At 64.0% G+C, this 26,192-nt stretch carries 20 protein-coding genes; 7 read left to right on the top strand and 13 right to left on the bottom strand.

Annotation, left to right across the window (positions count from 1 at the left end):
- Positions 1-10: 10 nt before the first annotated feature.
- From LVJ94_03900 to LVJ94_03890, 3 genes are all read right to left on the bottom strand, one after another.
- A complete protein-coding gene (locus tag LVJ94_03900) occupies positions 11-664 on the bottom strand; it encodes a hypothetical protein (protein WXB06389.1) in 654 nt (217 codons plus the stop codon).
- 1,107 nt (positions 665-1,771) lie between these two features.
- Positions 1,772-2,227 (bottom strand): DUF2867 domain-containing protein, encoded by a 456-nt coding sequence (locus tag LVJ94_03895; protein WXB06388.1) that lies wholly within the window; start codon positions 2,225-2,227, stop codon positions 1,772-1,774.
- 47 nt (positions 2,228-2,274) lie between these two features.
- On the bottom strand, positions 2,275-3,678 hold the full coding sequence (locus LVJ94_03890) for a serine/threonine protein kinase (GenBank protein WXB06387.1): 1,404 nt from the start codon (positions 3,676-3,678) through the stop codon (positions 2,275-2,277).
- On the opposite strand from LVJ94_03890, the gene LVJ94_03885 reads away from it, so the two are divergent.
- The 3 genes from LVJ94_03885 (at position 3,677) to LVJ94_03875 (ending at position 8,350) form a co-directional block, all read left to right on the top strand.
- The gene (locus tag LVJ94_03885) at positions 3,677-4,210 is read left to right on the top strand and encodes a sigma-70 family RNA polymerase sigma factor (GenBank protein ID WXB06386.1); all 534 of its coding nucleotides are present in this window, start codon (positions 3,677-3,679) and stop codon (positions 4,208-4,210) included. The two genes, LVJ94_03890 and LVJ94_03885, sit on opposite strands and share 2 nt — an antisense overlap.
- Positions 4,211-4,329: 119 nt before the next feature.
- On the top strand, positions 4,330-5,325 hold the full coding sequence (locus tag LVJ94_03880) for a VCBS repeat-containing protein (GenBank protein WXB06385.1): 996 nt from the start codon (positions 4,330-4,332) through the stop codon (positions 5,323-5,325).
- Between the two features lie 217 nt (positions 5,326-5,542).
- Positions 5,543-8,350 (top strand): hypothetical protein, encoded by a 2,808-nt coding sequence (locus LVJ94_03875; protein WXB06384.1) that lies wholly within the window; start codon positions 5,543-5,545, stop codon positions 8,348-8,350.
- A 1-nt stretch (position 8,351) separates the two neighbouring features.
- Here LVJ94_03875 and LVJ94_03870 read toward each other — a convergent pair whose 3' ends face one another.
- Complete coding sequence (locus LVJ94_03870; protein WXB06383.1) at positions 8,352-8,720, bottom strand: VOC family protein; 369 nt, start codon at positions 8,718-8,720, stop codon at positions 8,352-8,354.
- Positions 8,721-9,382: 662 nt separating this feature from the next.
- Here LVJ94_03870 and LVJ94_03865 point away from each other — a divergent pair.
- Entirely contained in the window at positions 9,383-10,084 is a 702-nt protein-coding gene (locus tag LVJ94_03865; GenBank protein WXB06382.1) for a hypothetical protein, read from the top strand.
- A 64-nt stretch (positions 10,085-10,148) separates the two neighbouring features.
- On the opposite strand, the gene LVJ94_03860 is transcribed toward LVJ94_03865, so the two are convergent.
- A complete protein-coding gene (locus LVJ94_03860; GenBank protein ID WXB06381.1) occupies positions 10,149-10,754 on the bottom strand; it encodes a cysteine hydrolase in 606 nt (201 codons plus the stop codon).
- An 80-nt stretch (positions 10,755-10,834) separates the two neighbouring features.
- Here LVJ94_03860 and LVJ94_03855 point away from each other — a divergent pair, with 80 nt between their 5' ends.
- Entirely contained in the window at positions 10,835-11,455 is a 621-nt protein-coding gene (locus LVJ94_03855) for a LysE family translocator (protein ID WXB06380.1), read from the top strand.
- On the opposite strand, the gene guaD is transcribed toward LVJ94_03855, so the two are convergent.
- The 6 genes from guaD to LVJ94_03825 form a co-directional block, all read right to left on the bottom strand.
- The gene (gene guaD / locus LVJ94_03850; GenBank protein ID WXB06379.1) at positions 11,445-12,800 is read right to left on the bottom strand and encodes a guanine deaminase; all 1,356 of its coding nucleotides are present in this window, start codon (positions 12,798-12,800) and stop codon (positions 11,445-11,447) included. The genes LVJ94_03855 and guaD overlap by 11 nt on opposite strands.
- A gap of 33 nt (positions 12,801-12,833) precedes the next feature.
- Entirely contained in the window at positions 12,834-14,339 is a 1,506-nt protein-coding gene (locus LVJ94_03845) for a tryptophan 7-halogenase (protein ID WXB06378.1), read from the bottom strand.
- Positions 14,336-15,454: an alpha/beta fold hydrolase gene (locus tag LVJ94_03840; GenBank protein ID WXB06377.1), complete on the bottom strand. Its 1,119-nt coding sequence runs from the start codon at positions 15,452-15,454 to the stop codon at positions 14,336-14,338. Before LVJ94_03840 ends, LVJ94_03845 begins: the two co-directional genes overlap by 4 nt.
- A gap of 161 nt (positions 15,455-15,615) precedes the next feature.
- Positions 15,616-16,608, bottom strand: a complete 993-nt coding sequence (locus tag LVJ94_03835; GenBank protein ID WXB06376.1) for an alcohol dehydrogenase catalytic domain-containing protein — start codon at positions 16,606-16,608, stop codon at positions 15,616-15,618.
- Between the two features lie 122 nt (positions 16,609-16,730).
- Positions 16,731-17,675 (bottom strand): AraC family transcriptional regulator, encoded by a 945-nt coding sequence (locus LVJ94_03830; GenBank protein WXB06375.1) that lies wholly within the window; start codon positions 17,673-17,675, stop codon positions 16,731-16,733.
- A gap of 25 nt (positions 17,676-17,700) precedes the next feature.
- Positions 17,701-18,654 (bottom strand): LysR family transcriptional regulator, encoded by a 954-nt coding sequence (locus LVJ94_03825; protein WXB06374.1) that lies wholly within the window; start codon positions 18,652-18,654, stop codon positions 17,701-17,703.
- 58 nt (positions 18,655-18,712) lie between these two features.
- On the opposite strand from LVJ94_03825, the gene LVJ94_03820 reads away from it, so the two are divergent.
- Entirely contained in the window at positions 18,713-19,801 is a 1,089-nt protein-coding gene (locus LVJ94_03820; protein ID WXB06373.1) for an SDR family oxidoreductase, read from the top strand.
- Between the two features lie 206 nt (positions 19,802-20,007).
- Here LVJ94_03820 and LVJ94_03815 read toward each other — a convergent pair whose 3' ends face one another.
- Both LVJ94_03815 and LVJ94_03810 read right to left on the bottom strand, forming a co-directional pair.
- Positions 20,008-21,600, bottom strand: a complete 1,593-nt coding sequence (locus tag LVJ94_03815; GenBank protein ID WXB06372.1) for a PAS domain S-box protein — start codon at positions 21,598-21,600, stop codon at positions 20,008-20,010.
- A 60-nt stretch (positions 21,601-21,660) separates the two neighbouring features.
- The gene (locus LVJ94_03810) at positions 21,661-22,977 is read right to left on the bottom strand and encodes a diguanylate cyclase (protein WXB06371.1); all 1,317 of its coding nucleotides are present in this window, start codon (positions 22,975-22,977) and stop codon (positions 21,661-21,663) included.
- Positions 22,978-23,139: 162 nt separating this feature from the next.
- Between LVJ94_03810 and LVJ94_03805 the strand changes: the two genes are divergently transcribed.
- Positions 23,140-26,190: a PAS domain S-box protein gene (locus LVJ94_03805; GenBank protein WXB06370.1), complete on the top strand. Its 3,051-nt coding sequence runs from the start codon at positions 23,140-23,142 to the stop codon at positions 26,188-26,190.
- Positions 26,191-26,192: the final 2 nt, after the last annotated feature.

The following is a 26,192-nucleotide window of genomic DNA, read 5'->3' as shown; positions in this document are numbered from 1 at the left end:
GGGGGCTTGTTCAGCGCGGGGCGGAGGCGTCTTTGCCGCCGTCGGGCAGGCAGCAACCGGCGCCGGTGCACGGGTACCAGAGAGCATTCGGCTCGGGCAGGGCGCAGCCGCCCCCCGTGCACGGATAGGGAGCGGGGCCAGGAAGCGGGGGAGCTCCCGAGTCCACGGCCTCGGTCGCCCCGGAGGCCTGCAGACCCGCGGAGGTCTCGCAGCTCTTCAAAAAGTGACCGGCCACCGGCTTGCCGGGGGAGCCCGCGGGGCAGCTCGAAACGTTGGGGTCCTTGTTCAATTCGTCGATGCAGTCATGAAGTCGGATCACGGTTTCCTTGGGGAGTTGAATGGCGGATAGATCGAGCCTCTCCCAGACTTGGTGCTGGCTGTCCTTCGCCAGGGAGATCGGCGGCAAGTTGCCACAATGGTACCGTTCCGCCTTCGAAGCGGCAAAACACCGCATGATCCGCGCTTCATAAAGGCACTTGGCGTCGTCTTGTCGACAACCGCACCCTTGATCGACGAATGCCCACTTCGTAGGCTCGAAGCTCGGATTCATGCAGGTTTCGCCGGCGGGCGGGTTGTTCGGGGGCGGTGTGCACGTGCAGCCGACGTACCCTGCTGCGACGAACGCTCCGACTCCACCCACGCGCCATAGTTTCGAGACGGACATTGAAGATGCCCCTTTGCCAAAAGGCCATCGTATGCCTGGATCGGCTACATGTCGCGTCGTCCGATCTGGTGACTTGCGATTTCGAACGGGCGCGGGGGGGGGGTCGATCGACCTTCGAGGCGCAGCGTCTTCGCTCGACTTCGATCTCGCCACGGGAAGCAACGAGATACGTCGAAGGGCTGCCCCTTAACTGCGGGTAAGGGTAACGCGGTGTTGCCATGCGCCACGAAGCCGGGCACTCGGTAAAATAAAACGATTCAATGTTTGCGACCTAAAGCTGGACCATTCGACGGGCTGAGATGGGAGCCACGCACCTCTCGGCGCAGGCTATCGGGCGCGAGCGCGCGCGTGCGGTAAATCTGGCCCATTCGAATACGGACTCGTCGTTCTTCGCAAACGCGCTCGGCAGTACACCCACGCTTTGTCGAACACCGCGATCGGATAACGACGTTTCGACGTTGGGAACGCTATTCACGTGAAGGAGAGCTCTTCTTCGGAGTCCGTAAATTGGACGTAAAGGCCGTAAATCCGGAGCCATCACCACTTCTTGTTAGCTTCGTATGTCCCATAAAGATTCGAGCATGATTCATTTTGGAAAATACGTATTCATTGTATGCAGTGTGTGTCTTGGAGCGTGCGCGGGGGCGAGCGACGACGACGGTTCATCGTTCGACGGTGTTGGCCGCGACGTTCGGCCTCCCACGGTCTCCATCCAGCAAGCGGCGGAATCCGATGTAGCGCCGACGGCGCAGCCTCAGAATGTCTGTGTCAAAAATGCCGACTGCGTCGCAGTGGCCAATACGTGCGCAGGGAATTGCTCGTGCGATCCACGGCTGCAGACGGTCCCCTCATTGTCCCACGGCACGATCTGCAGAGAGCCGAGCAGTTGCTTCGTCGACCCCTGTCGCGGAAAGCAAGCCATCTGCCAGCTAGGCGCGTGTGTCGTCATCGGTGGGGACGAGCAGTAAGACGATTGGGAGATGCCAATTACCATGCATTCCAGTTCTTCCGTTGAACTCATACGCCTCTCGAGAGGCGCTTGGACACGATTCGTACGGCGCGGTGGATTCGGGGAGTGCAGAGAATTGTCGACCGAAATCCTCGTCGTCACGCTGCGCGCGCGTGCGCAGTACCGCGGAGCATGCTGCGGACGACCCAGACGTGGCCGAGTCGGATGAGGGCGAAGTAGATGCGGCCCAGGGCGTTGTGGAACAAGACGTCGGTGCGAACGACGAGGCCCTGTTTCTTGGTGAGGTAAACACGAAAATCGAGGTGTCGGTCGTCGAGGCCGGCCACGATTTCGTCGGGGTTTACCGAGAGGATCCAGAAAGGCCCCGCGCGGGTTCCCTCGTCCAGCGAGGGTGGAACGTCGGAGGCCGAGGTGGTGTCCAGCCCAAAGGGCCGGACGAGAAAATGGCGCACGCCCATGGCGATATCGACCCAGCGAGGTCGGTATCGAAAGAGGCGAAGCACGAGCTCTTCGAGGGGTGCGTCGGCGGCAGGGCCCTCGTGTTGGTCGCGAAAGTCCACGCGGGTGAGGTCCCGCGCCTGGGGAGGTGCCATGGGTTCCATACTCTAGAGTATGGGTCGGACACGGCGAAAAACCAGTACTAGCGGTCGGCCGCTGTGCTCAGCGGCCCGTGCCATACGTAACGGTATGGTGGAAACCACTCGACGTAGTGGTCGTGGCTCGGGCCCCAGCCGGCACGCTGTTGGTACAGTTGATCCTCGGCGAGCACGATGAATTCGATGAAGCCGACGTTCACGCACGTCGGGCAGGTGGGATCGTCGGCCGTGCGGCCGGACAAAATCGTGGAACCGTCGGCGAGGAGCTCCAAGGTCAGCGTGCCCCCGCCGCCCCTGCCGCTGATCCGGTCGTGGTTCTCGTAGTGGAAATGTTCGGCGTCGATGCGCTGGAGGCGGGTTTCCCAGCCCATACCGCCGGGGGGATCGCCGCGCCAGCGCCCATCGCGCGGTATGATGACGCGTCGGCGGCCCGGGAGTGGGATTTTCCGAAGTGCGTGCCCTGCGGCGAGGCCGACCGCCCCTGCCAAGGCCAGTCCAAGGAGCGCGCGGCGGCGCGGCAACGCCGGAGACGCGGGAGGGAACATGGCGGCGCGCATGGCGTCGGCGCTCTTGGGGCGAGCCTCGGCCGAGGGGTGCAGGGCGCGCGCGAGGCCTGAACGAGCCTTCGCGGAGAGATCCGCTGGAAGCAGCGCGAGCATCGCATTGGGATCCTCGGGCGGGCGGCGGCCGGTGACACATTCGAAAAAGAGCACCGCCAGCGCCCAGAGGTCGCTGCGCGGATCGGGAGCTTCACGGTGCTCGGGCGCCATGTAACCCGGGGTGCCGGCACCGCGCGTGAGGGTGCCTGCGCTGGCGGCGAGGTCGATGGCCACGCCGAAATCGAGAAGCTTGATCGCGCGGTCGCTCGTCACGAACACGTTGCGCGGGGTGAGATCGCGGTGGACGATGCCGCGCGCATGCGCGTGCCCGAGGGCGTGTAGCAGGCTGTCGAGCAGCCCGAGGGCACGTGGGGTGCTCATGGGCTCGCGTGCGAGCCGTGCCGCGAGGGGCTCTCCCTGGAGCAACTCGAGCACGGCGAAGGGTAGCCCGGCGTGATGGCCAATGTGGTGAACCGCCACGATGTTCGGGTGGTGAAGCCTCGCCGTGGCCCGCGCTTCGCGCTCGAACATCGCGAAGGCCGTCTCCAGGTCCAACTTGTCGGTGCGCGGCACTTTCACGGCGACCTCGCGGCCGAGGCCGCGATCGTGGGCGCGAAAGACGCGCGCCATGCCCCCGACGCCAATGCGCTCGCGCAGCTCGTATTGACCGGCGAGCACGGCCCCCACGTCGGGAACCGGTGCGACCTCGGGCACCTTGGCGATGCGGCGCATCAGCGAATCGACGGTGGTCGGACGGGACGACGGGGCTGGTAAAACGGACACGCGTGCCGCGCGTGCAGGAGGTATGCCCCAAATCGCGCGCACGGCGGTTGCTAGCGCGGCCGTCATGCATCCCCATATCGAGCACGTATTGCGCGACCTCGGCCCCGAGTTGTTTGGCTGGATGATGTCCAGCCTCGGCTCGGAGACCGAGGCAGGCGACGCGTTCTCTCTTTTTGCCGAAGAACTCTGGAAAAGCCTCGCACGCTACGACGGGCGCTGTTCGATGCGCACGTGGTGTTACATGTTGGCGCGCCACACGGTGGCACGTGCGCGGGCTGCGCGCGCAAATGAGCGCCTGGTGCCCATCGGCGAGGGACGCTTCAGCGAAGTCGCCGCCGAGGTGCGCGAAACCACGCTGCGCCACCTGCGGACGGACGCCAAAGATCGCGTGCGCGCCCTGCGCGAGCAGCTGGACCCCGACGATCGCGAGCTGCTCGTCCTGCGGGTGGACAAGGACCTGGGCTGGCGCGACATCGCCCTGGTGATGCTCGGCGAAGGCACGAGCGACGAAGCGCTCACGCGGCACGCCGCTGTGCTGCGCAAGCGCTTCGAGCGCGTGAAGAAGCAGCTTCGCGCACGCTACGGTGTGATCGGCTAGCGGTCGCCGAAGTAGCGCGGATCGTCGAACCGAACCGCTGTCACATCGGACGCGAGGCAGACGCTATCCGAACGAGCAGCGACATCGACTTGCTCTTACGCAGGAAAGGAATGCCCATCATGACGAAATATGGCTTTATTACCATTGGCTCGGCCACTTTGCTCGTCGCGGCGTGCAGCTCTCCATCGGACGATATCCATGGGGAGGAGAACGCGGCCGAAGTCTCCGGGGAGATCTCCGTCGCGAGTGCCCAGCAAGAAGCTGCGCTCGGAAACCCGCTCGTTGCGCGACACCAAGTCCCGCAGGATTACGATGGCGATGGCAAGACGGATCCAACGGTTTTTCGCCCGTCCGAGGGAAACTGGTATTCTCGATTGAGCGTCTTCGGTGACACGGTCACGCCTTTTGGCGTCAACAGCGACCGCCTCGTTCCCGGCGACTATGACAACGACAAGAAGACCGATGTTGCCGTCTTTCGCCCGTCCGAAGGAAACTGGTACGTGCATTTGAGCACGGGTGCGCCCGACATGGTCGTCAACTTCGGTGTTTCGAGCGACCGCCTCGTTCCAGGTGACTACGACAATGACGGCAAAACCGACCCCGCCGTCTTCCGCCCCTCGGAAGGAAACTGGTACGTGCATTTGAGCACGGGTGCGCCCGACATGGTCGTCAACTTCGGTGTTTCGAGCGACCGCCTCGTTCCAGGTGACTACGACAATGACGGCAAAACCGACCCCGCCGTCTTCCGCCCCTCGGAAGGAAACTGGTACGCGCATTTGAGCACCGGTGCGCCCGACATGGTCATCAACTTCGGTGTTTCGAGCGACCGCCTCGTTCCAGGTGACTACGACGGCGACGGTAAGACCGATCCGGCTGTTTTCCGACCGTCGGAAGGGAAGTGGTACGCCCATTTGAGCAAGGGCGGTCCCGATCTCGTCGTCGAATGGGGCACATCCACCGACCGCCTCGTTCCGGGTGACTACGATAAAGACGGTAAAACGGATCCGGCCGTATTCCGACCGTCCGAGGGACGCTGGTACATTTTGGCGAGCGGCGGCGGTCAGATTGTGACGACGTTCGGCGTAGCGACCGACAGGATTCCCTATAGCCAGTAGACCGCAGCGTGCCCCGCGAGCGCTTGCGCAGCGATGGCTGCGCGAGCGCTCCAGGTCTGCGTTTCGCCCGCTGTTCGACCCACACCGAGCGGGCACGGCATGGTTCTTTTGCAGCGAGATGGGCAACGTTTCCTAGCGACTCGCGCCACGCACCGGATCATCCGAATTGGTCTGGGGGACGATCATGGTGCGTTGGCAACTGTGGCTATCGTGCGCGATGCCTTCCGTGTCCTTGCTGGCCTTGGTGGGATGCGACAAGCCTCACGAGTACGAGCCGGGCTACGAGCTCGGTAGCGCGGAAGAGTGCGCTCGCTTGCGCGCGGCGCTGTTCGAGGATTCCGAGACCATCGTGGCGTCACAACCGCCTTCGAGCGTGGAAGATCCGCGCATGCGGCTCGAGGCCGGCCTCACCGAACGCGTTCACCACTTCGTCGAGAAACAGTGTTATCGCCAGCCGGGTTGGGCGGGTGAAGATGGGGTCCACCTCAGTGGAACGGAGACCCAAGGCGACACACACGGATGGGTGCGTGTTTGGTATTCGCCGGAGGTGGCTGCGTGGCTCGCGCGCGGACGGCCCGAGGGGGAGGTGCCGGACGAGGCGCTGATCATCAAAGAGCGGTACAAGCCGCTTGGCCCGGCCAAGGAAGATGGCGGGGTCTTCAAATTCGTCGCCTGGCAGCCGATGGTCCGGCGCCCGAAGGACGTGCGCGACGGATGGTTCTGGGCCGAGATATCTCAAGAAGAAGGACGCCATGGCGAGGCGAAGTGCCACAGGCCTCCCCTCGCCTGGGAGTCACCGGACACGTTGCGCTTGGACGATTGCCGGCCGCCGAGCAGCTTCGGCCAACCGTGCTTGCGCTGCCATGCCTCGCAACGGGATCTGACCTTTTCACAGGTCTCGCATCTGCCGGAGAACACGGGCGGTGTGCACGAGCCCAAGCAGACGATCTACAACTTTCGCCGGATCTGGAACAAGGCGGACGCGAAGAATCCCGATTACAAGTACGACGACTATAGAAATGCACCCGCGTCGACGTTCATCGAGCAGCACCCCGATCGGCCCACGATAGCTCATGCCCTCGGAGGCGCGGATACGGACTTCGTGGCGCTGTTTGGCATTCCACCGAACGAGCAGGCTCCCCACGAAGACATTCCGCGCTTTTTCGATCATGTGATCCCCAAGGCGAACGACGGAAAGCCGGACACGTTTCTCACGTCGAATCAGTGCTGGGGATGCCACTCGGCCGTGGGTCACATTGCCCAGGGACTCGACAGCCACGGATCCATGGTGTCGCGCGACGGGGAGTTCACTCCGGGCAAACAGGGCTTTGCCGATGTGTCGCCGTATGGCGAATGGTCGGTATCCATGATGGGCCTGGCCGGTCGCGATCCGGTATTCCGCGCCCAGCGCGAGTGGGAAGCGGATCATCGCAGCAGCTGCGCCAAGGACATTACGGATTTGTGTTACAAGTGCCACGGCGCCGCCGGGCAGCACCAGCTGCACATGGATGCGCCTTCGCGGCAGTTCGAGCATGCGATGGTTTACGCATTGCCCGATAGCCCCGATGGGAAATATGGCAGCTTGGCGCGGGACGGAATCACCTGCACCGTGTGCCATCAAATCAGCTCGAAAGACCTGGGCACGCCGGCGAGCTACACGGGCAATTGGACGCCGACCGCGCCGGGCGATCTGCAGGGGCCCTTTGCGGCCGACGTGCGGGTCGATCCCATGGAGCGATCTCTGGGAAAGACTCCGTCGGGCGAGGGAGGGCGCGATCGCGTCATGAAGAGCTCCGCCCTTTGCGGGTCGTGCCATGCGGTGCGGCTGCCCGTGCGCAAAGTCGGCTCGTGCGCGGACGATCGCTTCGTCTACGAGCAGGCGACGTTTCTCGAATGGCGCGACAGCGCGTACCGCAAGAATGACGACTTCGTAAAAGACGAGGGGCACGATGGCAGCAACCCAACGCGCTGCCAAGACTGCCATATGCCGCGCGATTTCCGCGGGACCGACCTGCAGAAGAAGATGGCCAGCGTCGAGGATACGGACTTTCCGACGGCCAATCTGCCGGGCGTGCCCGATTTGCACGTGGGCGTGGACATCGTCGACCGAAAGCCGTTTTCGCGGCACCAGCTCAATGGCATCAATTTGTTCACCTTGAGCATGTTCGCGCAGGCGCCGCGCGTGCTCGGTTTGGCCGACTACGACTACATGTCGAATCAGTACGGCGAGCCGACGCGCCTCCAGATGGCCACGGCGTTGCGCAGCGGGCGGGCGTTCGCGGACACGGCGGCCACGATCGACATTGGTGCACCCCAGGTTCGCGATGGATCGCTGGAGTTCGCGGTCACGGTGACGAACAAAGCAGGGCACAAGCTCCCATCCGGTGTGGCCTTCCGGCGCGCCTTTTTGGAAGTGGCCATCGAGGATGGCTCGGGCGGCGTTCTCTGGGCCTCGGGCCGCACCAACGGCGCCGGCGCCATCGTGGGACGCGACGGCAACGTGCTCGCGACCGAGCTCGATGCGATCGCGTACGAGCCGCACCATCGCGTGATCACCCGGGAAGACGAAGTGCAGATTTACGAAGAACGCACACTCGATTCGAGCCACCAGCTCACCACGAGCTTTCTGGGCATCTACGAGTCCATCAAGGACAATCGCCTTCTTCCGGCAGGGTGGAAATCGCATTTCGAACCCACGATGGAAAATGGTGTCGTCCCCGATGGACTCGAACCCCACGGGGTGGACGATGATGCGGAGTATCCGAAGGACGGATCCCCCGCATGCGGCTGCGACGTCGTGACCTTCCGCATACCGCTCTCGGCGGTCGGGGGGCATGCCCAAGTGCGGGCTCGTCTGAATTACCAGGCGGTGCCGCCGTATTTCCTCCGCGACCGCTTCGCGGTGGGCCTTCCCGATGCGCAGCGCCTCTACCAGCTATCGAGCCACCTGGATACGAAGGCGGCGACGACGGCCATTCCCGGTTGGAAGCTGCTGCTCACCGAGGCAGTGCGCTCTTCGCAATAATTCAAGGCGCCTTCAGGCAAACGGCTTCGACGTTGTTGCCGTCGGGATCCAAGAGGAATGCCGCGTAATAGGTAGGGCTGTAATCGGCGCGCAAACCGGGTTTGCCGTGATCGCGCCCGCCAGCCTTGACACCGGCGGCGTAAAACTGGTCGACGGCTTTGCGCGCCGTCGCGCGGAAGGCAACGTGCGTCTTCGCGCCGCCGGGTTGCGCCGTCGGGTAGAGCCAAAGGGCGGGCTCTCCCTTGGGGCCGAATCCCGCGCCCGAGGCGTCGTTCGAGCAAAGCACGAAGCCCAAAGGCTCCAACGCCGCCGTATAGAAGCGCACGCTGGCGTCCAGATCGCTCACCACCAGACCAATATGATCGTACATGACGTCCTCCATGCGCGAGAGCCTAGGGACGCGCGGCGCGGGGTTCTTGGAAGATCTTGCGATTCTTAATTCCGTGAAAGAAACGAGGGGAACTCGAGCACTTCGCGGGCGTGGGGGTGCGTGGGAACGAATCAACCAATTGTTTACAATTCGAAGACGAACCATTTTTCCGATCGCCAGCAAATAACGTCCGGCGAGATCCGTATTTGACATTGGGAACTTGAGATTCGCGGTTCCCGTGCGCACGGCGCACCTTACACGGATTCAAGAAAACCCATATCAAGGGAAAGGTCCATTCGATGAACCACGTCACGAGCATTTGGAAGCGGAGCATCCCCCGCAGTGCAGTGCGAAAATGGGTAGCGGGCGTCGCCCTCGCGGCGGTTGGCCTCACGATGATGGCGCCTACGACGGCCGCGGCCGCCGATGACGGAGCTACGTCGGAAATCGGGATTCAGCAGTGCTATAACTCGGGGCCCAAGTACGCCACGAAGAGCGCGTGCGAAACTTCCCCGCTCATTGAGGATTGCCGCCATGACCGCGGCGGATACGCCTGCGTCATGGACGGCGAAGAAGAAGGCAAGTGGTTGCTGGTCTGTTGTGATTGAGCCGACGACGCGAGCCAAGAATCATTTTCAACGTAGCCAGGGAGAAAAACGAATATGAACGAGTCATTCAAGGGGATTGCGCGTTTGGCGGGTACGTGGATCACGGGAAGCCTTCTGCTCGCATCGGCCGTCGCCGCCGCCGCATGCAGCGGAGGGGCGAGCACCAACGAAACGCCGGCCGCGGAGAAGAGCGCGGGCTCGTCGACGGCGTTGCTGGCAAAGGTCGAGCAATCGACGGATTGGACCGATTCCATCGAGCACCTGCGACGGGCCGGGTGGCTCGGTGGCAACACCGCGGACGCCCACGTGATGCGCACGGCCCAGGGCCATTCAGGCCTCGCCCTCACCTTTTCCCGCGCGGACGAGCAGGCCTCGATCGACTTAGTTTACGTGGCCGCCTCCGATGGAGAAGCCCAGGTCGCCGTGCGGCCCGCGAATGATGCGTCCAGGGCGGCGTTCGATCGCAGCGTGAAGCAAGCGCCGCAGAACGAGCAGAGCGTAGGCATTCAATCGGCGTGCGATCCGGGCTGCAACGCCACCAATTGCGTGTTTTGGCAATGCGAGTACAACGAGGCCGATTTCCGCAGCCCGGCCTGCCGCACGGAGGCCAGCGACGAGGGCCCCGCCCATCGAGAACGGATTCGCGAGGGAACGACGGATTCCACCAACTGCTCCGCGTATTATGCCGACGCCCATGGCAACGGGATCTTTTGCCCGTACCCGAACAGGACATTCGCGTACGTCGTTTGCGATTGATTCGTCCAAACATCGGCCTTCATCGAGCTCGCGGAAATACCGCGAGCTCGATGAGAAGCATCGGTTATCCGATTTGCGCGATGACGTCGCTGGACGGCATCGGCTTGGAGAACATCGGAAAATCGAATTTCAGCGCGTTCCGGTGTTCCTCGGCGGAGGTTGCGGCCAGGCAGTCGGTGAGGGTGATCACGTCGAAGCCGTGCTCGTAGGCGGTTCGCATCGTCGATTCGACGCAACAGTTCGTGAGAAAGCCGCCCAGAATGACGGTCTTGATTCCCTTGCTTCGCAAGATGAAGTCGAGATTCGTACTGGCAAAGGTGTCGAGGCCGCGTTTGCCTTCGATGACGATGTCACCTTGGGCGGGTTTCAGCACATCGACGATGGTGGCACCCCAAGAGCCTTTGACGAAGGCTTTGCCATCGACCACGCCCTTGAGGATGCCGTACGGGTGCTTGGTGAGCTCTCCGTAGTCGGCCGCGAACGTGATGGGCGCGTGCATGACCGTCACACCCTTGCGACGGACAGCGTCCACGAATTTGACGGTGTTGGACAGCATGTTCGTCTCGGCCATCACGGGTGCGACAGCCTCGTGGAGTACCCCTCCTTTGGAGGTGAACTCGTTTTGATATTCGATGAGAACGACGGCGGTGGTGCGCGGATCGATCGCCATGATGCCCCCTTTCGGCGTGCGATTCTCCCACGCGTTGGGATCGCGTGCGAGCTGGAAACCGAGCGGCTAAGATATCCGCCATGCTGATCCCCTATCTGCTCTTGTGCTTGCTCATCACGATCACGCCGGGACTCGACACCGCCATGGTGATCCGCTCGGCGCTCGCCGGCGGAAAGCGCGCGGGGGTGCGCACGGCCATCGGATGTGCCGCTGGCCTTTTCGTACATGCCGTGGCCGTGGCCATGGGCCTCGCGGAGATCCTCTTGCGCAGCGCAGCGGCCTTCCACGCACTGAAGCTCGCGGGCGCCATCTTGCTCATCGTGCTGGGCGCTCGCTCACTATGGGCCGCGTACCGCGCGAGCGAGGCTCCTGCGCAGGAAGAAAAGGAGGAAGCCCCCGTTCGCGGCTCGACGCCGTTCGTCCAGGGGCTTCTGTGCAACCTGACCAACCCCAAGGCGACGCTCTTTTTCATGGCCACGCTGCCTCAATTCATCGGAACGGGCGAGCCATCACGCGCGCTCCCGGTGGCCCTGGGCCTCGCCATGCTCGCGGTTCTTTTCAGCCTGGCCGGCCTCACGTTGATCGCGCTGGCCGTGCATCGATTGCGCGATCTGCTTCGCTCGCGCCGAGCGCGCCGCGTCCAGGACGGGCTCCTCGGCACGGTGCTCATCGCGCTGGGGGTGCGGGTCGCTACGGAGTGACCCCCCGACCGCCGACCCACACCTTGGTGATGTTGGGCTTGGTGGCGAGGTAGAGAATCTTTTGAAGAATGTCCTCCGGGCTGCTCTCGGCGAGGATGGCCACGGTGCCAAGCGTGCCCTCGGGGACGCGGGTGTCGATGAGCATCGCATCGAAGTGGTAGCCGGCCGTGAATTGCCCGATGGGAAGATCGAGCGCGTCGCCGCCCGCGGCGGTGGCGAGGTGGAAGGCCGTGGCGGTGTCGATCCGCGAATCGGGGCGGCCGCGGCCCTCGGGGGGCAAGTCCGGATTCACACCGATTTCGAGCATGCGCGCGGCGGAGATGGCCATGCGCACGGAATCGAAGAGCGAGGCCGAAGGGCCACCTGAAATATCGGTGCCGAGCCCCACACGCACCCCGCGGGCGAGCGCGGCGCGAAGTGGGAAGACAGCGCTGGAGAAATAGACGTTGGACAGCGGACAGTGCGCCACGGCGGAGCCCCGTTGCGCGATGCGATCCATGTCGGGCCCCGTGATGAACGTGCCGTGCGCGAGGACCGTGCGCCGCGTGAGGAGGCCGAACCGGTCGAGACTCTCCGCATCGGTCACGCCGTGGCGCTCGATGACGAATCCATGCTCCCAATCGCTTTCCGAGCAATGGGTCTGCACGTGGCAATCGCATTCGGCGGCAATCTTGCCCAGCCCCATGAGGCTCTCGTCGGTGCACGACGGGATGAAGCGCGGCGTGACCACGGGAAGAACGCGCGACTCGCCGTTGTTCGGGTGCGCACGTACGTAGTCGATGAAGGCACGCGTATCCGCGAGTGCGGCCTGCGCCGAGTCGTCGCGGTAGTAGTCGGGGCACGTCGCAGGATCATCCATGACGACCTTGCCGACGAGCGCGCGCTGCCCCTTCTCGAGGCAAATGTCGACCAGGAGGCGCGTAGCCTCCTGATGAACGGTGGCGAAGTACAGCGCCGTGGTGGTGCCATGGGAGAGAAGATCGGCCACGAGCGCTTCGTAGCTGCGCTGAGCGAAGTCGGTATTCGCATAACGCGCTTCGAGTGGGAACGTATATTTCTGCAGCCATACCTCCAGGGGCTCGTCGAGCGCCTGCCCCAACTGGGGATACTGCGGCGCGTGAATGTGGAGGTCGACGAAGCCCGGGAGCAGGTAGCAACCATCGGACAAGCGGACATCGGCCGAGGCACGTGCGGGCTCGTAGCCCGGCTCCCCCCGGCGGATGACCCGGGAAATGGTGCCCTTTTCATCGACGGACACGACCGCTTCGTGCAGGACTTCGAGCGCGCCTGGCGCCGGTGCATGAAAGAAAGTGCCGAAGATGCTCCTACCGCGAACGTCCGTCATGCGTACATGAAAGCACGTTCACGGGGCCTCTATCTAGGAGACGCGAAGCGTGCGCCGGTCGAAGATGGCGGAGGCCTGGGCATCCCGCGCGTGGGAAGCCGGCCACGTCGACGTGGCGACACGGTCTTTGCCGAAATCCGCATCCAGTTCGCGCTCGAAGTCCGTCAGCGACTCCCGGATGTCGTCGGTACTCTCGTCCAAGTAAAACGAAAGATGGATGCCCGTGTCGCGTTCGGCGACGTAAATGGCGTCGATTCCTTGAAAGTCGGTGAAGCGCGCCAAGGCCCGCTCTCCGACGGCGCGAAGCCTTTCGCCCGGGAGCTGCTCCGCCTGCATGGTGTACAAGCTGCGGCGCATCTCCTTCAGCATGCTTTGCACTTCCTCGCTGTGGCACTCCACGGCGAAAAGGCTGATGATGCTCTTTCGCATGCGGCCCTGGCTCTGAATGCCGAAGAACGCTGGATACTTCCAGAAATAGCGGATGAAGTCGTAAATGGCATTCTGCCCGACATCGCTGTAGGACACGTAGTTGGCCACGGGCTCGCGGAAGTCGCCCGTTCGCAGGCCCTCGGCGATGGCGGCGGCGGCCGCCTTGGCCTCGAGCATCGTTAGGGAGACGCCGAAGGAGAAGATCGGATCGGTGAAACGGTGGGCATCGCCCACGCAAAACCAGCCGTTTCCTGCAAAAGGCTCGACGCGGTACGAGTAATTGCGGATGAAGCGCACATCCTCTACCTGGCGCGCGCCGCGAACGCGCCTGGCGAGATCGGGATTGACGTTCTCGACTCCCCATCGGAGCACCGCCTCGGGGCTGTCTCCGCGTTCCTTGTACGTGGTCACCGGCATGACGACCCCGACCGATACGACGTCGGGCGACAGCGGGATGAACCAGGCCCAGTGGTACTGTCTCGAATAGAAGATGAACGTATTGTCGCCCATCGCCCCCGGATCGCGGATGGGGCGGTGGTACTGCGAGAAGACGGCGATCTGGCGCCCAAAGGCATCGACGCGCCGGCGGCCGGCAAGGCCAAGTTTCGACAGCACCGCGCTGTGTCCGCTGGCATCGATGACCGCGCGGCATTCGATGTCGACTTCCCCTTCGCCCCCGCCTTCCCCACCAGAGGGCCGGTAGCGAACCCCAGTGACGCGCTCCCCGTCGCGGAGCACCGCGGTCACCGTGCCATAGCGAAGCTCGGCGCCCGTTTCCTGGGCGCGCTCCAAAACGATGGCGTCGAACGCCGAGCGGAGGACTTGCCATGTGGGGCGTGGCACGGGGATGAAGAACTCGTTTTTGGCCTCGCGCCCGAGGACTTTGACCCCCGATTTGGGCGGAAATCGATGCTCGCCCATTTTCTCGACGAGCCCCAACTCGCGAACGAAATCGCCCGTCACGCCAGTGAGCGATTCGCCGATGCGGTAACGTGGAAAGGGAGTGCGCTCCAGGATGAGCACGGACAATCCATGCTGGCGCAGGAAATACGAGGCCACGGCGCCACCGGGGCCGCCGCCGATGACGACGGCATCGTAACGTCGATTCATGACGAGGTGTTCTCCGACAGGGACGCGAGAAACAGTTGCATCAAGGTGAAGAGCTCTTGAGGGCGCTCCGCCTGCGGGAAGTGCCCGCAGCGCGCGAGCCACTCGATGCGCGCGTGCGGAACGGCGGCGACGGCCGCGTTCACGGCGGAGGCGGGGATGATTCGGTCCTGCTCCCCGGCCACGAACAAGGTGGGAACGGTGAGGCCCTCGAAGATGGACGGCATCGCATCCAGTGCGCGATCGTCGAGGAAGCCGTGGTAGGCCTCGCTCTCCAGGGCGCCCGTGAGCAGGCCTCGAAGCGCCCGGCCCAGGGTCGGCGGTTCGTAATAGGCACGCTGGAGAAAGGCGTCGGGATCGCGCGACAGCTCCCGAAGCGACGACCACCACCCGCGGGCATCGGCGATGGCGCCAAAGCTCGTCACTACCAAGGCCGCGACTTTATGAGGGAATTTTCGCGCAATGTCGATAGCCACCATGGCGCCGGCCGAATGACCCACGAGAACCACCGGACCGCGGGTCAGTCGCTCCATCGCGTCCAAGGTGAGCGCGAGTTGATCGGCAAATGTGGGGGCCGCCACGGGGCACGTGGTAAGCCCAAAGCCCGCAAAATCCAGCGCAAAGGCCTCGTGTTCGTCCGCGAGGCCGCGCAACACGATTCCCCACGAGCTGGCCGGATTGCCCAGCGCGGGAAGGAGCACCCACGCCGGCTTTCGGCCCACCGTGCGCAGATGATGCACCGACGTCCCCTCCCCCTCGAACCGCGCGGACATGACTCCATACGGTTCGAGCGCGCGGATTAGGGCATAATGGTAATTCAATGTACCAGTTGCTCGTGCGGAAACCTGGCCCGATGCTTGGATGGACTGGAGCCGCAGGATGCATCGTGTGAGCGCATCCAGATTGGAAAAATGAGCTGGTACGACGTCGTCGTCCGGAATGACGACGCCGAAGCGCTCACGCGTGAAGTCCAATAGGGCGACCATGGACACCGAGTCGAGGATTCCCCACTCGAGCAAGCGGGTGCTTCGATCCAGGCCGTCGTCCTGTCCCTCGAGCAATTCCCGCGCGATGTACGCACGGAGCTCCTCGTATACCGTCGAGTCGTCGAACTCCAAATGAATACCCCTTGATGGCGATTCACGTTGGAGTCTACTCGGCAGATCTTACGAAATTGTTAATAATCGCAATATCGAACGTCGATTTCACTGTGAAACGAATGTTCACGCAGGTGTCTGACAAGTCCGGTGACCACGACAATCCGTTGACGGAATATGCTTCACGCGTGGGCGAGCACCGCGCGGTAGCGGACCTTGCCCGACTCGAGACGATCGCGCGCATCATTGGCGCGCTCCAGTGGGTAGATTTCGAGTTTCGGCGTCACCTTGCCCTTGGCGGCGAGCTCCAGGATCTCGGCGAGGTGGCTCCGATGATCGGGCACGGCGCCGCGGAACTCGTGGAAGGCGAGCGTCGCGGCGAAGGAATCGATGCTCACGGGACCGTCGGCGATACCGGTGTTGACCAGGCGACCACGGCGACGGAGCCCGTGGAAGATGGAGCCGATTTGCTTTGCCGAGCTCGTGGTGGAAAGGACGATATCCGCGCCTCCCGCATCGAGGAGCGCTTTGCCGGGATCGCCATTCGCCACGACGACATCGTCGGCGCCGAGGGCGAGGAGCTCCGCGCGCTTGTTCGCTTGGCCCGTGATCGCGAGGGTCTCGAGGCCCAGGGCGTGTGACACTTGAACGGCGAGATGGCCGAGGCCTCCGACGCCGAGCACGGCGACCCGCTCTCCGGGCTTGGGGCTGGCGTTGCGCAGGGCGCTCATGACCGTGTATCCGGCGCAGAAGATGGGCGCGGCGGCTTCGAGCGCGAGGTCATCGGGAATCAAGGCGCACCCGGAGGCCCATGCGAGCATCAGCTCGGAATTGCCGCCGCCGAGGTCCATCCAGGTTTGCGCGCTCGGGCAGGCGATGCCGGATTGGCACGAGGGGCAACGCCCGCAGCCCTTTTGATCCCAGACGACGCCGACGCGATCTCCCACCTTCAAATCGGTGACCCCCGGGCCGAGTTCGACGATTTCGCCGGTGGGTTCGTGCCCCGCCACGATGGGAAGCTTCGTTGGGAATTGGCCCCGATGAAGGTGGACGTCCGTACCGCACATTCCCGAATAGCGAACACGAATGAGAACTTGCCCGGGGCCAGGCCGCGGATCGGCAAGCTCGGCCAGCGACCATTCTCGATGAATCTCCGAAACAACGATGGCGCGCATGCGTCATTCTCCTTTTCGAAGAAGATGTTTGGGCCTGGGCAGGACGCCGGCGACGACAGCTTCTGCGAAGTTCCTGCTCTTTTCTGCTTTGGCCTGCTTTGGCCTGCTTTGCCTGCTTCGGCTCAGGGATCGCGAAAGCGGCGGGCGTATTCTCCCGGGGAGGCACCGAAGAGCGTGCGGAAGTCGCGGGTGAAATGCGATGTGCTCTCGTAACCTGCCCGCGCGGCCGCTTCGCCGACGCGAAGGCCCTCGGCGAGCATCAAGGTGCGTGCATGTTGCAAGCGCAGCTCCTTCAGGTACCGCATGGGGCTCACGCGCGCGATGGCGCGGAAGCGGTGCGCGAAGTGCGACGGGCTCATGGCAACGTGGCGGGCCACGTCTTCGACGGAGAGCGAGCGCTCCACGTGGGCGCGGAGAAACTGCATCGCCGATTGCACCTTGTCGGTGTCGCGCTCCTGACCGACCGCGCTCCGAATGGCGGCCGCGGCATCCGAGCGAAGCAAACGGAAAACGAGCTCCTCGACGACGAGCGGGGCGACCACGCGGCGCTCGACCGGATCCTCCAGGGCGCGCAGCCATCGGACGGCGCAATCGAGCATCGGTATTTCCATCGCACCGACGAACGCAGGGACGGGTTCCGCCATGGGCGCGAGCGTTTGGTCGGCGAGGGCCAGCAGCGTCTTGGCGACGATGTCCGGCGAGATCGCGTAGCAAAACGCGAAAAAAGGCTTTTCGCGCGTGGCCTCGATGATCTTTCCTTCGAACTCCGCCGCCCCCGTGACCACGAAGAAGCGCGATGGATCGTAAGAAAGGTTCACCCCACGAAACGATGCGACTTTTCGCCCCTGCGCCACCATGACGAGCATCGGCCCGAAGGCGTGCCATTTGCGATAGGGCAATGGCTTCGAGACGCGCAGGAAGCGCAAACCGGGAAAGGCATGCTCCGTGTCGCCCTCCTTGATCGCCGCGCGTGCCACGAGCTCGCGAAGCTCGGCCGCGAGCCACGCCTCCTTCGAGGCGGCGAGGTGCGTTTTCGATTTCGGCGGGTACGGAGCGGGCTGCGCCACGTGCGGAAGGATACCACCCCTGCCATCATTCGCGCGGCTGCCGCATGAGCGTGCGCGCATGGGGAGAAAGCGCGCGCCCCGAGAGGAACAGTTCGCGAAACCAGCGGCGCGCGGGATCGTGGTCGTGGCGCGCGGGCCAGAGTGCCACCACGTCCGACGCGGGCACGGCAAGCGGGGGCGAGAAGACACGAAGCCCGAGGAGCTCGCGCGCCCGGCGGGCGACGCTGCTCGGGAGCGTGCAAACGTGATCGGAATGGAGCACCGCCATGGGCGCCGAGATGAAATGGGGGACGCGCAAGGCCACGCGCCGCGTTTTCCCCAGCTTCGCGAGGGCGCGGTCGACGACCCCGTCGCGCCGCCCTTCCACGCTGACCAGCACGTGCCCGAGTTCCAGATAGCGGGAGAGGTCGAGCCTGCGGCCCACACGCGGGTGCCCCGGGCGCGCGATGACTGCGAACGGCTCGCGATAGAGGGACACGCGGCGCAGGCCCGTGGACGGCGTCGGCACCGAACCGCCGATGAGTGCGAGGTCCAGCTCGCCGGCCACGAGGTGCGCCAGGCTCGCGGGCGAGAAGCGCTCGATCTCCAGGCCGACCCCGGGCGCGTGCCGCCGCAGGTGCTCGAGCGCATCCGGCAGCGCGGTAAGTTCGAAATAGTCGACGGTCGCGAGGCGAAAGGTGCGGAGCGATGTGCGTGGCTCGAAGGGCTGGGGAGGGTTCATCGCATCGCGAAGGTGCTCCAACGCCGCCGGCAACGTCCCCGAGAGGGCAATGGCCCGCTCCGTCGGCACGAGGCGGCGGCCCGAGGGCACGAAGAGCGGATCGTCGAACAGCTCGCGGAGCTTCGCGAGCGAGTGGCTCATCGCCGATTGGCTGACGTGCATGCGCCGTGCAGCCGCGCCGACGCTACCTTCGACCAAGAGCGCGTCCAGCGCGGGCAGGAGGTTCAGGTTAATTGCCCGGATATCGAAATTGCTCATGCTTGACCATGAGATATATTCTCTTTTGCTCATGCATGGGTGACCCCATGCTGGTTGCATGAGAAACGCCGACATCGAGGTGTTGGTCACGGGTGGCACGGGCTTCGTCGGGCGCTGGCTTCTGGCGGCGCTCACCGCGCGCGGGCGGCGGGTGGCGGCGGTGGTGCGCCGTGCGGCCGCGCGGTCCGAGGAGCTCGCGGATTTCGTCGCCGCGATCGGCGGCGATCCGCAGCGTCTGATGCTCGTCGAAGGCGATGTTCAGGCTCCGTCGCTCGGGCTCGAAGGGGCCTTCGCGGGCGTGCGGGACGTGTTCCACGTGGCGGGGCGCTATGCCTTCGGCATGGAGGCCGGCGAGGCACGTCGCGCCAATGTCGAGGGCTCGCTTCACGCGGCCGAATGGGCGCTGGCCCGCCCCACGCTTCGGCGCTTCGTGTTCGTCGGCGGCTACCGCATGACGCGCCCCGTGCCGGGTCTTTCGCGCGACGCGTATCCGTTGCGGGAGGCCGAGCAGTCGCGGCTTTATCGCCGGCACGGTGCGTACGAGGCCTCGAAGCACGAGTCGTATTTGGCATTGCAGCACTTCGCCAAGGGGCGCGCCCTTCTGTGGACCTCCGTCCACCCGAGCAGCGTCATCGGCGACTCGCGCACCGGCCAGACCACGCAGGTGCTCGGCCTCGGCGACATGGTGGAGCGACTCTGGCGGCGCAAGCTGCCGGCGCTGGTCGGCACCCCGCGGACGTTCGTGCCGCTGGTGACCGTCGACTACCTCGCCAGCTTTCTCGCCTCGGTTCCGGAGCGCGCCGAGACACTCGGACAGGAGCTCTGCGTCCTCGACACGGCGACCCCGCCGCTCCCGGACTTGATCCGCGCCGTGGCGACCCACCTCGGGGTGAGCGCTCCGCGGCTGCTCTTGTGCGCGGGCTTGGTTCGGGCGCTCCCAAAGGCGCTCACCGGTGTGGAGCCCGAGACCCTCTCGTTCCTCTCGGAGGACCGCTACGATACGGCCGCCGCCGAGGCGCACGCCACCGCCACCGGGCTCGAGCATCCGCCGCTCCTGACGAGCGTCACCCGGTGGTGCGATTACCTCGTGTCCACCGGTTTTGGCACCGCGGCGAGTCAACAGTCGATTGCAATGTATCAAACTTGAAATTCGCTCGTACTGGAACCGCGGCAGCGCGAACGAACCGGCGGGACTGGCGCGATGTTGTGGTTCAGCGGAGTGACGATCGCCATAACGCCTGCCGATCCTTGCGCGAGCAACGGACTAAGCCGCCGGTCTCGCCGGGATTGTCCCGCTGCCGCTGTTCGCCTGCAAACGAGCCGCGAGTCCGCCAGAAGCAATCGACTTTTGCGCTAGTCCGAGGGAAACGTAAGCTCGAACGTCGTCCCGAGATCGTTGTGGACGGTGACCGTTCCCTCGAGCTGTTCGGCGAGTGTGGAGACGAGCTGCAACCCCAGCGAACCGGCCCTCCGCACGTCGACCCCGGCGGGCAGCCCGACACCGTCGTCCCGAACCGAGAGCCGCAGCAGCCCGCCGTCCAGGCGGGCCAGCCCCACGCGAATCGTCCCACTCCGTCCGTCCGGAAAGGCATGCTTGAGGGCATTGGTCATCAGCTCGTTCAACACGAGCCCGCACGGAATCGCCCTATCCACGGCGATGGTCAGGTCCTCCACGGCAAGCTGCAGCGCGATGTTCGACGGTGAGAGGCCCGTAGCGTGCAGCACGTTGCCGGCGAGGCTCTTCGCATATTCGGAGAAGGGAACGCGCGCGTAATCTTGGAATTGATAGAGCTTTTCGTGAATCAGCGCGATGGCCTGCACGCGCGTCTGGCACTCTTCCAGGGCAATGCGGCTGCCGCACTCGTCGAGCTTTCTCATTTGAATGTTGATGAGGCTCGAGATCACCTGCAAATTGTTCTTCACCCGGTGGTGAACCTCCTGCAGGAGGATCTCTCGCTCTTTGAGCATCGCCGACAATTCGGCCGTGCGGGCACGCACACGCTCTTCGAGTTGGCCGTTGAGCACCCGCAGCTGCTCGAGCAGCTCCACCTTTTCTCGCTCGGAGCGCTTGTATTCCGTGTGGTCCACCGTGAAGACGATGCACTCATCGCGGCTTCCCTCGAGCATCGCCACGCCGAGAAGGATCGGAACCCGCGATCCATCTTTGTGGAAGTATTCTTTCTCCCACGGCTTCGCAATGCCCGTCGCCCGGAGTTGCTCGATCGCCCGCTCGTCGAGATGACGCCACTCCGGCGGGGTCATGTCCGACCATCGGACCGTGCCCGCGAGAACCTCTTCGCGCGTATACCCAATCATGTTCAACAAGGCGCTATTGGCCTCGAGGATGCCTCCTCGGAGGTCGGCGGTCATCACCCCGATGATGCCCGCCTCCTCGAGCCTGCGAAACCGGCCTTCGCTCCGACGCAACGCCTCTTCGATGCGCTGTCTCTCGATGATTTGCTTCTCCAGGTCCTCGTTGGTCCGCGAAAGCTCGGCGGTTCGCTCCCGAACGCGGCTCTCCAGCACCTCGTGGGCCTTCTTCAACTCCTCGTGGGCCTTCGACAGCTGTTCGGGGGTCGGAATGGTGAGGGCTTTGGGCACGAGCCTCACCAGAAGAATCGCCGTTGGCACCGACGCGGCCGCGGTAATGGCTTTGACGACACCGGACAGGCGGTACACCGGAGTCCAGAGCGTCCAGATCTCCATGTAGTGCGTCGCGCCGCAGGCGATGATGAACACGGCGAAGCAGAGGAACATCCAGTTGAAAGGCAGGTCTCTGCGTTTTCGAACGAAGTAATACAACGTGAACGGGATCGTCGTGTACGACAGGGCCACGAGCGCGTCGGAGATGACGTGCAGCCAGACGATCTCCGGGCTCCACAGGTAACAATGGCCGTGGGGCATGAACCCGTCGGACGAGAAAAGGCGCCGTAGGAATTCCAGCATGGTCGATCCCCTCGACTAGGCTATCGCGTACGGCGGCGAACGTCGTTTTCGGTGTTCAACCTAAGCCGTCTGGGTGTCCGCCTGCACGCTGCTGCTCAGCTCCACCCGATTCCGCCCCTCGTGCTTCGATCGATACAGGGCGGCATCCACGGCATCGACGAACGCCGCCGCGTCACCGTGGAACGATGTCGAGTAACCGCAAACGCCGAAGCTTGCGGTCACCAGACACGGCTCGCGAATGGCGGCAATGCACTGGCGAAGCCTTTCCGTCAGCGCGACGGCCGCATCCTCACCGACGTCCGTGAACAGGACGCAGAATTCGTCGCCACCGTAGCGGGCCACGAAATCGGTTTCACGCACGTTGTCCTTCAGGGCGCGGGCAACTTTCACCAGCGCCTGATCGCCCGCCTGGTGCCCCAATCCATCGTTGATTCGCTTGAAGTCGTCCACGTCGCAAAGGGCCAAGGCAAAGGCGCGACCGCGCTCTCCCTCGGCCACGATCTGCTTGAGACGCTCTTTGAAGGCTCGATAATTGGCCACGCCGGTGAGTTCGTCCGTCGTCGCCAACTCGGTCAAGTGCTCGTGGAGCACGCGAATTTCCACGTCCGAGCGGCGCTGCTCCGTGATGTCGTGCACATGGATCACCGCGCCGACGATGCGCCCGACGTGATCCACGATGGCCGTGACCGAATAGCCGAAACTTCGCCCCGTCGGCCCTTCGGTGCCCTCGCCATGGCGGGTGAGCCCATCGTCCAAAACGGCTCCGACGAGGTCCGGCAGCTCGGTTCCCAGGGTCGCCGCGATGCGTCCCACGCCCGCTTTCGGGCAGAGTAAGAGCTCGATGGATTTCCCTTTTGCCTCCGCTTGCCGCCACCCCGTCAAGCCTTCGGCGGCCGTGTTCATTTGCACGATGCGAGATTGCGAATCCACGGTCACGATTCCATCCTGGAGCGACTCCAGCGTGTCCCGGAACAACGCTTCACGGGCCCGCAGATCCTTCTCCATTTCATGCCGGTAAATGGACACTTCGATGGCGCTTTTGAGCTCGGTCGACTTCACCGGCTTGAGCAGATACCCATGCGGCGTCGTCTTCTTGGCCCGTGCAATGGTGGAATCGTCGGCGTGCGCAGTGAGGTAGACGATGGGAACGTCGAACTTCTCGCGAAGAATGGCCGCGGTGCGAATTCCGTCGAGTTGCCCCTTGATGCGAATGTCCATCAGAACGACGTCCGGGCATTTTTCACTGGCGCGCGCGAACGCCTCATTGGCCGACGATGCCACCGCATAAGCGTCGTATCCGAGCGAATTCAGAATTTGCTGAAGATCCATGGCAACGATTCGCTCGTCTTCGACGATGAGCACCGAGTATTTGGGCATCTCTCAGTGTGCCATGTTGCCTCCAGCGAAGAGAAACGGAGCCAACGAATTTTGGTATGCCCACGTGCGCCACATCCGTGGCATGGCATCTCGGAGACGCCATGCGTGAAAAGCACCCGCCCTGTCCGTATGGATTAATCTAACGAAGGGGAGCCAAGAGGAATGACCAGCGGCACACTCGAAGGGCGCGCGCGCACGGGCATGCGTTGGGCATCGCGGGCGCTGCTCGTCGCGGCCATTTACTGGGTCGCGGGGAAGTTCGCGCTGTTCATGGCGATACCTCCCGGCTACGCGACGGCGGTGTGGCCGGCGGCAGGCATCGCGCTCGTCTGCGTCCTCTGCTGGGGCCTGCGGGTGGTGCCGGGTATCGCGCTGGGGTCATTCCTGGTCAATGCGGGGACCAGTTTCGATATGAGCACCAGCGCCTCGTTGGCCCGCTCGATGGCCATCGCCACGGGCATCGGTTGCGGCGCGGCCTGCCAGGCGGCACTGGGCGCCCTGCTCATCCGCAGGTTCGTGGGATTTCCCACGGCACTGGAGGTGGATCGCGAGATCACGAAGTTCACCTTTCTCGGCGGGCCGGTATCGTGCCTGGTGAGCGCCACGGTGGGCATGAGCACCCTGTGCGGATTGGGGGTCATCCCCTGGCCCCAATTCGCATTCAGCTGGTGGACGTGGTGGGTGGGTGACGCCATTGGCGTTTTGATCTTCGCCCCGCTTTCCTTGCTCTTCGTCCCGGGCCTCGATTCCGTGTGGCGGCGCCGCCGTACCATCGTGGGCATTCCGTTGCTCGTCGGCTTTGCCGCGGTGAGCGGCTTGTTCTTGAAGGCCAGGGCATGGGAGGAAACCCGCCTGCACACCGAATTCGAGCGGCGCGCGACACCGCTTGCCCATACCCTCGAGGCGCGGCTTTCCGAGTACGAGGAGGTCGTGGGCTTTCTGGCGAGTCTTTTCGAAGCATCTTCCGACGTCAGCCGGGCGCAGTTTCACGAATTCTGTCGGCATGCCTTGAACACGTACCCGGGCATCCAGGGCCTGGCTTGGAATCCACGCATCGACGACGACCGAAGGACGCAATTCGAGACGGCCGCAGGTTTCGAGATTACCGAGCAAGCCTCGAAAGGCGTACTGAGGCGGGCGGCGACGCGACCGGAGTACCTGCCGGTGTATTACATGGAGCCCGAAGACAGGAATCGGTACGCGGTGGGATTCGACATCGCCTCGGATCCGATTCGCTTCGAGGCGCTGAGCAGGGCCCGTCGTTCCGGCCGTCCGAGCGTGACCTCGCGGATCACGCTGGTCCAGGAGACCGCGGGGCAGCAGGGGATTCTCTTGATTGCGCCGGTGCTCCATTCACAATCCCTGCGAGGGTACGTCGCGGGCGTTTTCCGCGTGGGCGACGTCGTCGAAACGGCGCTGAGGAGCATCGACCACGACGGGCTCGACTATCGCCTCCTCGACGAGGATGCCGCGAAAGAGAATGCCCTGGTGTACACGAACGCGAACACGGACTCGGACTCGAGCCCGCGTACGTGGAACGAGACATTCTCCTTCGGCGGGCGACGCTGGAAGCTGGAGGTCACGGCGACGAGCGCGTACATGACGGCGCATCGAGGCTGGCAAGCGTGGACGGTGTTGGCCGCCGGACTTCTCTTCGTGGGAATTCTCGGCGTGGTGATGCTGATGGCCACGGGCCAAGCTTCGTACGTGCAGCGTGCACTCGAAGCGCGCAGCTCGGAAGCCGCCCGAGCGATCCAAGCGGAGGAAAAATTTCGCTCGACGATCGAGGCCGCGTCGACCGGGATGCTCATGGCCGATCGCAACGGAACGATCGTGTTGGTCAATGCGCAAGTCGAGCGATTGTTCGGCTACACGCGCGAAGAGCTGATCGGGCAACCGGTGGAGATCTTGGTACCGGCCAAATCGCGCGGGCGGCATCCCAGCTACCGGGATACCTTCTTTCAGGAGCCTCGAACCCGGCCGATGGGTGCGGGCCGCGAACTCTACGGCATACGCAAGGATGGTTCCGAAATGCCGGTCGAGATCGGGTTGAACCCCATGCGCACGGCGGATGGCGACTTCGTTCTCGGGTCGATCGTCGACATCACCGCACGCAAGATGGCCGAGGCAACGCTTCGCGAAAGCGCCGAGCGCTTTCGCGCGCTCGTCGAGGTGTCTGCGCAAATCGTGTGGACCGCCGCAGCCAACGGGGAATTCATCGAAGACTCCCCTTCTTGGCGGGCTTTTACGGGCCAAACCTACCAACAATGGCGCGGGCGAGAACGGGCCGACGCGTTCCATCCCGAGGACCGCGCCGCGGTGGCCGCGCTATGGAGAAAGGCCATCGCGACGAAGTCGGCCATCGACACCGAATACCGCATTCGGCACGTGAGCGGGGAATGGCGCTGGACCGCCGCAAGGGCCGTCCCACTGCTGGACGTGGAAGGCCAGGTGCGCGGGTGGATCGGGATGAATACCGACATCACCGAGCGCAAACTCGCCGAGCACGAACGCGACCGGCTCTTGAACGAGCTCCAGAGTCTGAATACCGAGCTGGAAGAACGGGTCAGCGGACGCACCGCCGATTTGTCCAAGGCGCTGCGCGAGCGCGAGGTGTTGATTCAAGAGATCCACCACCGGGTGAAGAACAATCTGCAGGTCATCTCCAGCATCATTAATATGCAAGTCCGCAAGCTCGATGTAGGGGCCAACCGCGACGCGCTGGAAGAGTGCCAGACGCGCGTGCAAGCGATCGCGCTCATTCACGAGAAGCTCTACCAATCCAAAGACTATTCCCGCGTTCCGTTTTCGGAGTATGCGCGAAGCTTGGCGACCAACGTGTTCCGCGCAACGGGCGGGGCGTTCGCGAGTGTGACGCTCGAATTGGCCATCGAGGACCTCGCGCTGGCCGTGGATCGGGCCATTCCCTGCGGCCTGGTGCTGAACGAGTTGATCACCAATGCGCTAAAGCACGGCTTCCGCGATGGGCGCCAGGGAACAATCCGCGTCGAACTGGCCAAGCTCGACATGGGGCGGCTCCGGCTGGCCGTGAAGGACAATGGCATCGGCCTACCGCTCGATCTGGATATTCGAAAATCGGATTCTCTGGGCCTCCAACTCATTTGCACCCTGTCGGAGCAACTGGACGCCGAGCTCGAGGTGAACGGCGCAGGTGGTGCGTCGTTCCAGCTCACCTTTGCCGCGGAGGCGTAGAG

The organism is Sorangiineae bacterium MSr11367 (genome assembly GCA_037157805.1).
In the GTDB taxonomy this organism is placed as follows: domain Bacteria; phylum Myxococcota_A; class Polyangia; order Polyangiales; family Polyangiaceae; genus Pendulispora; species Pendulispora rubella.
This window is presented reverse-complemented; position numbering and strand designations above follow the sequence as displayed.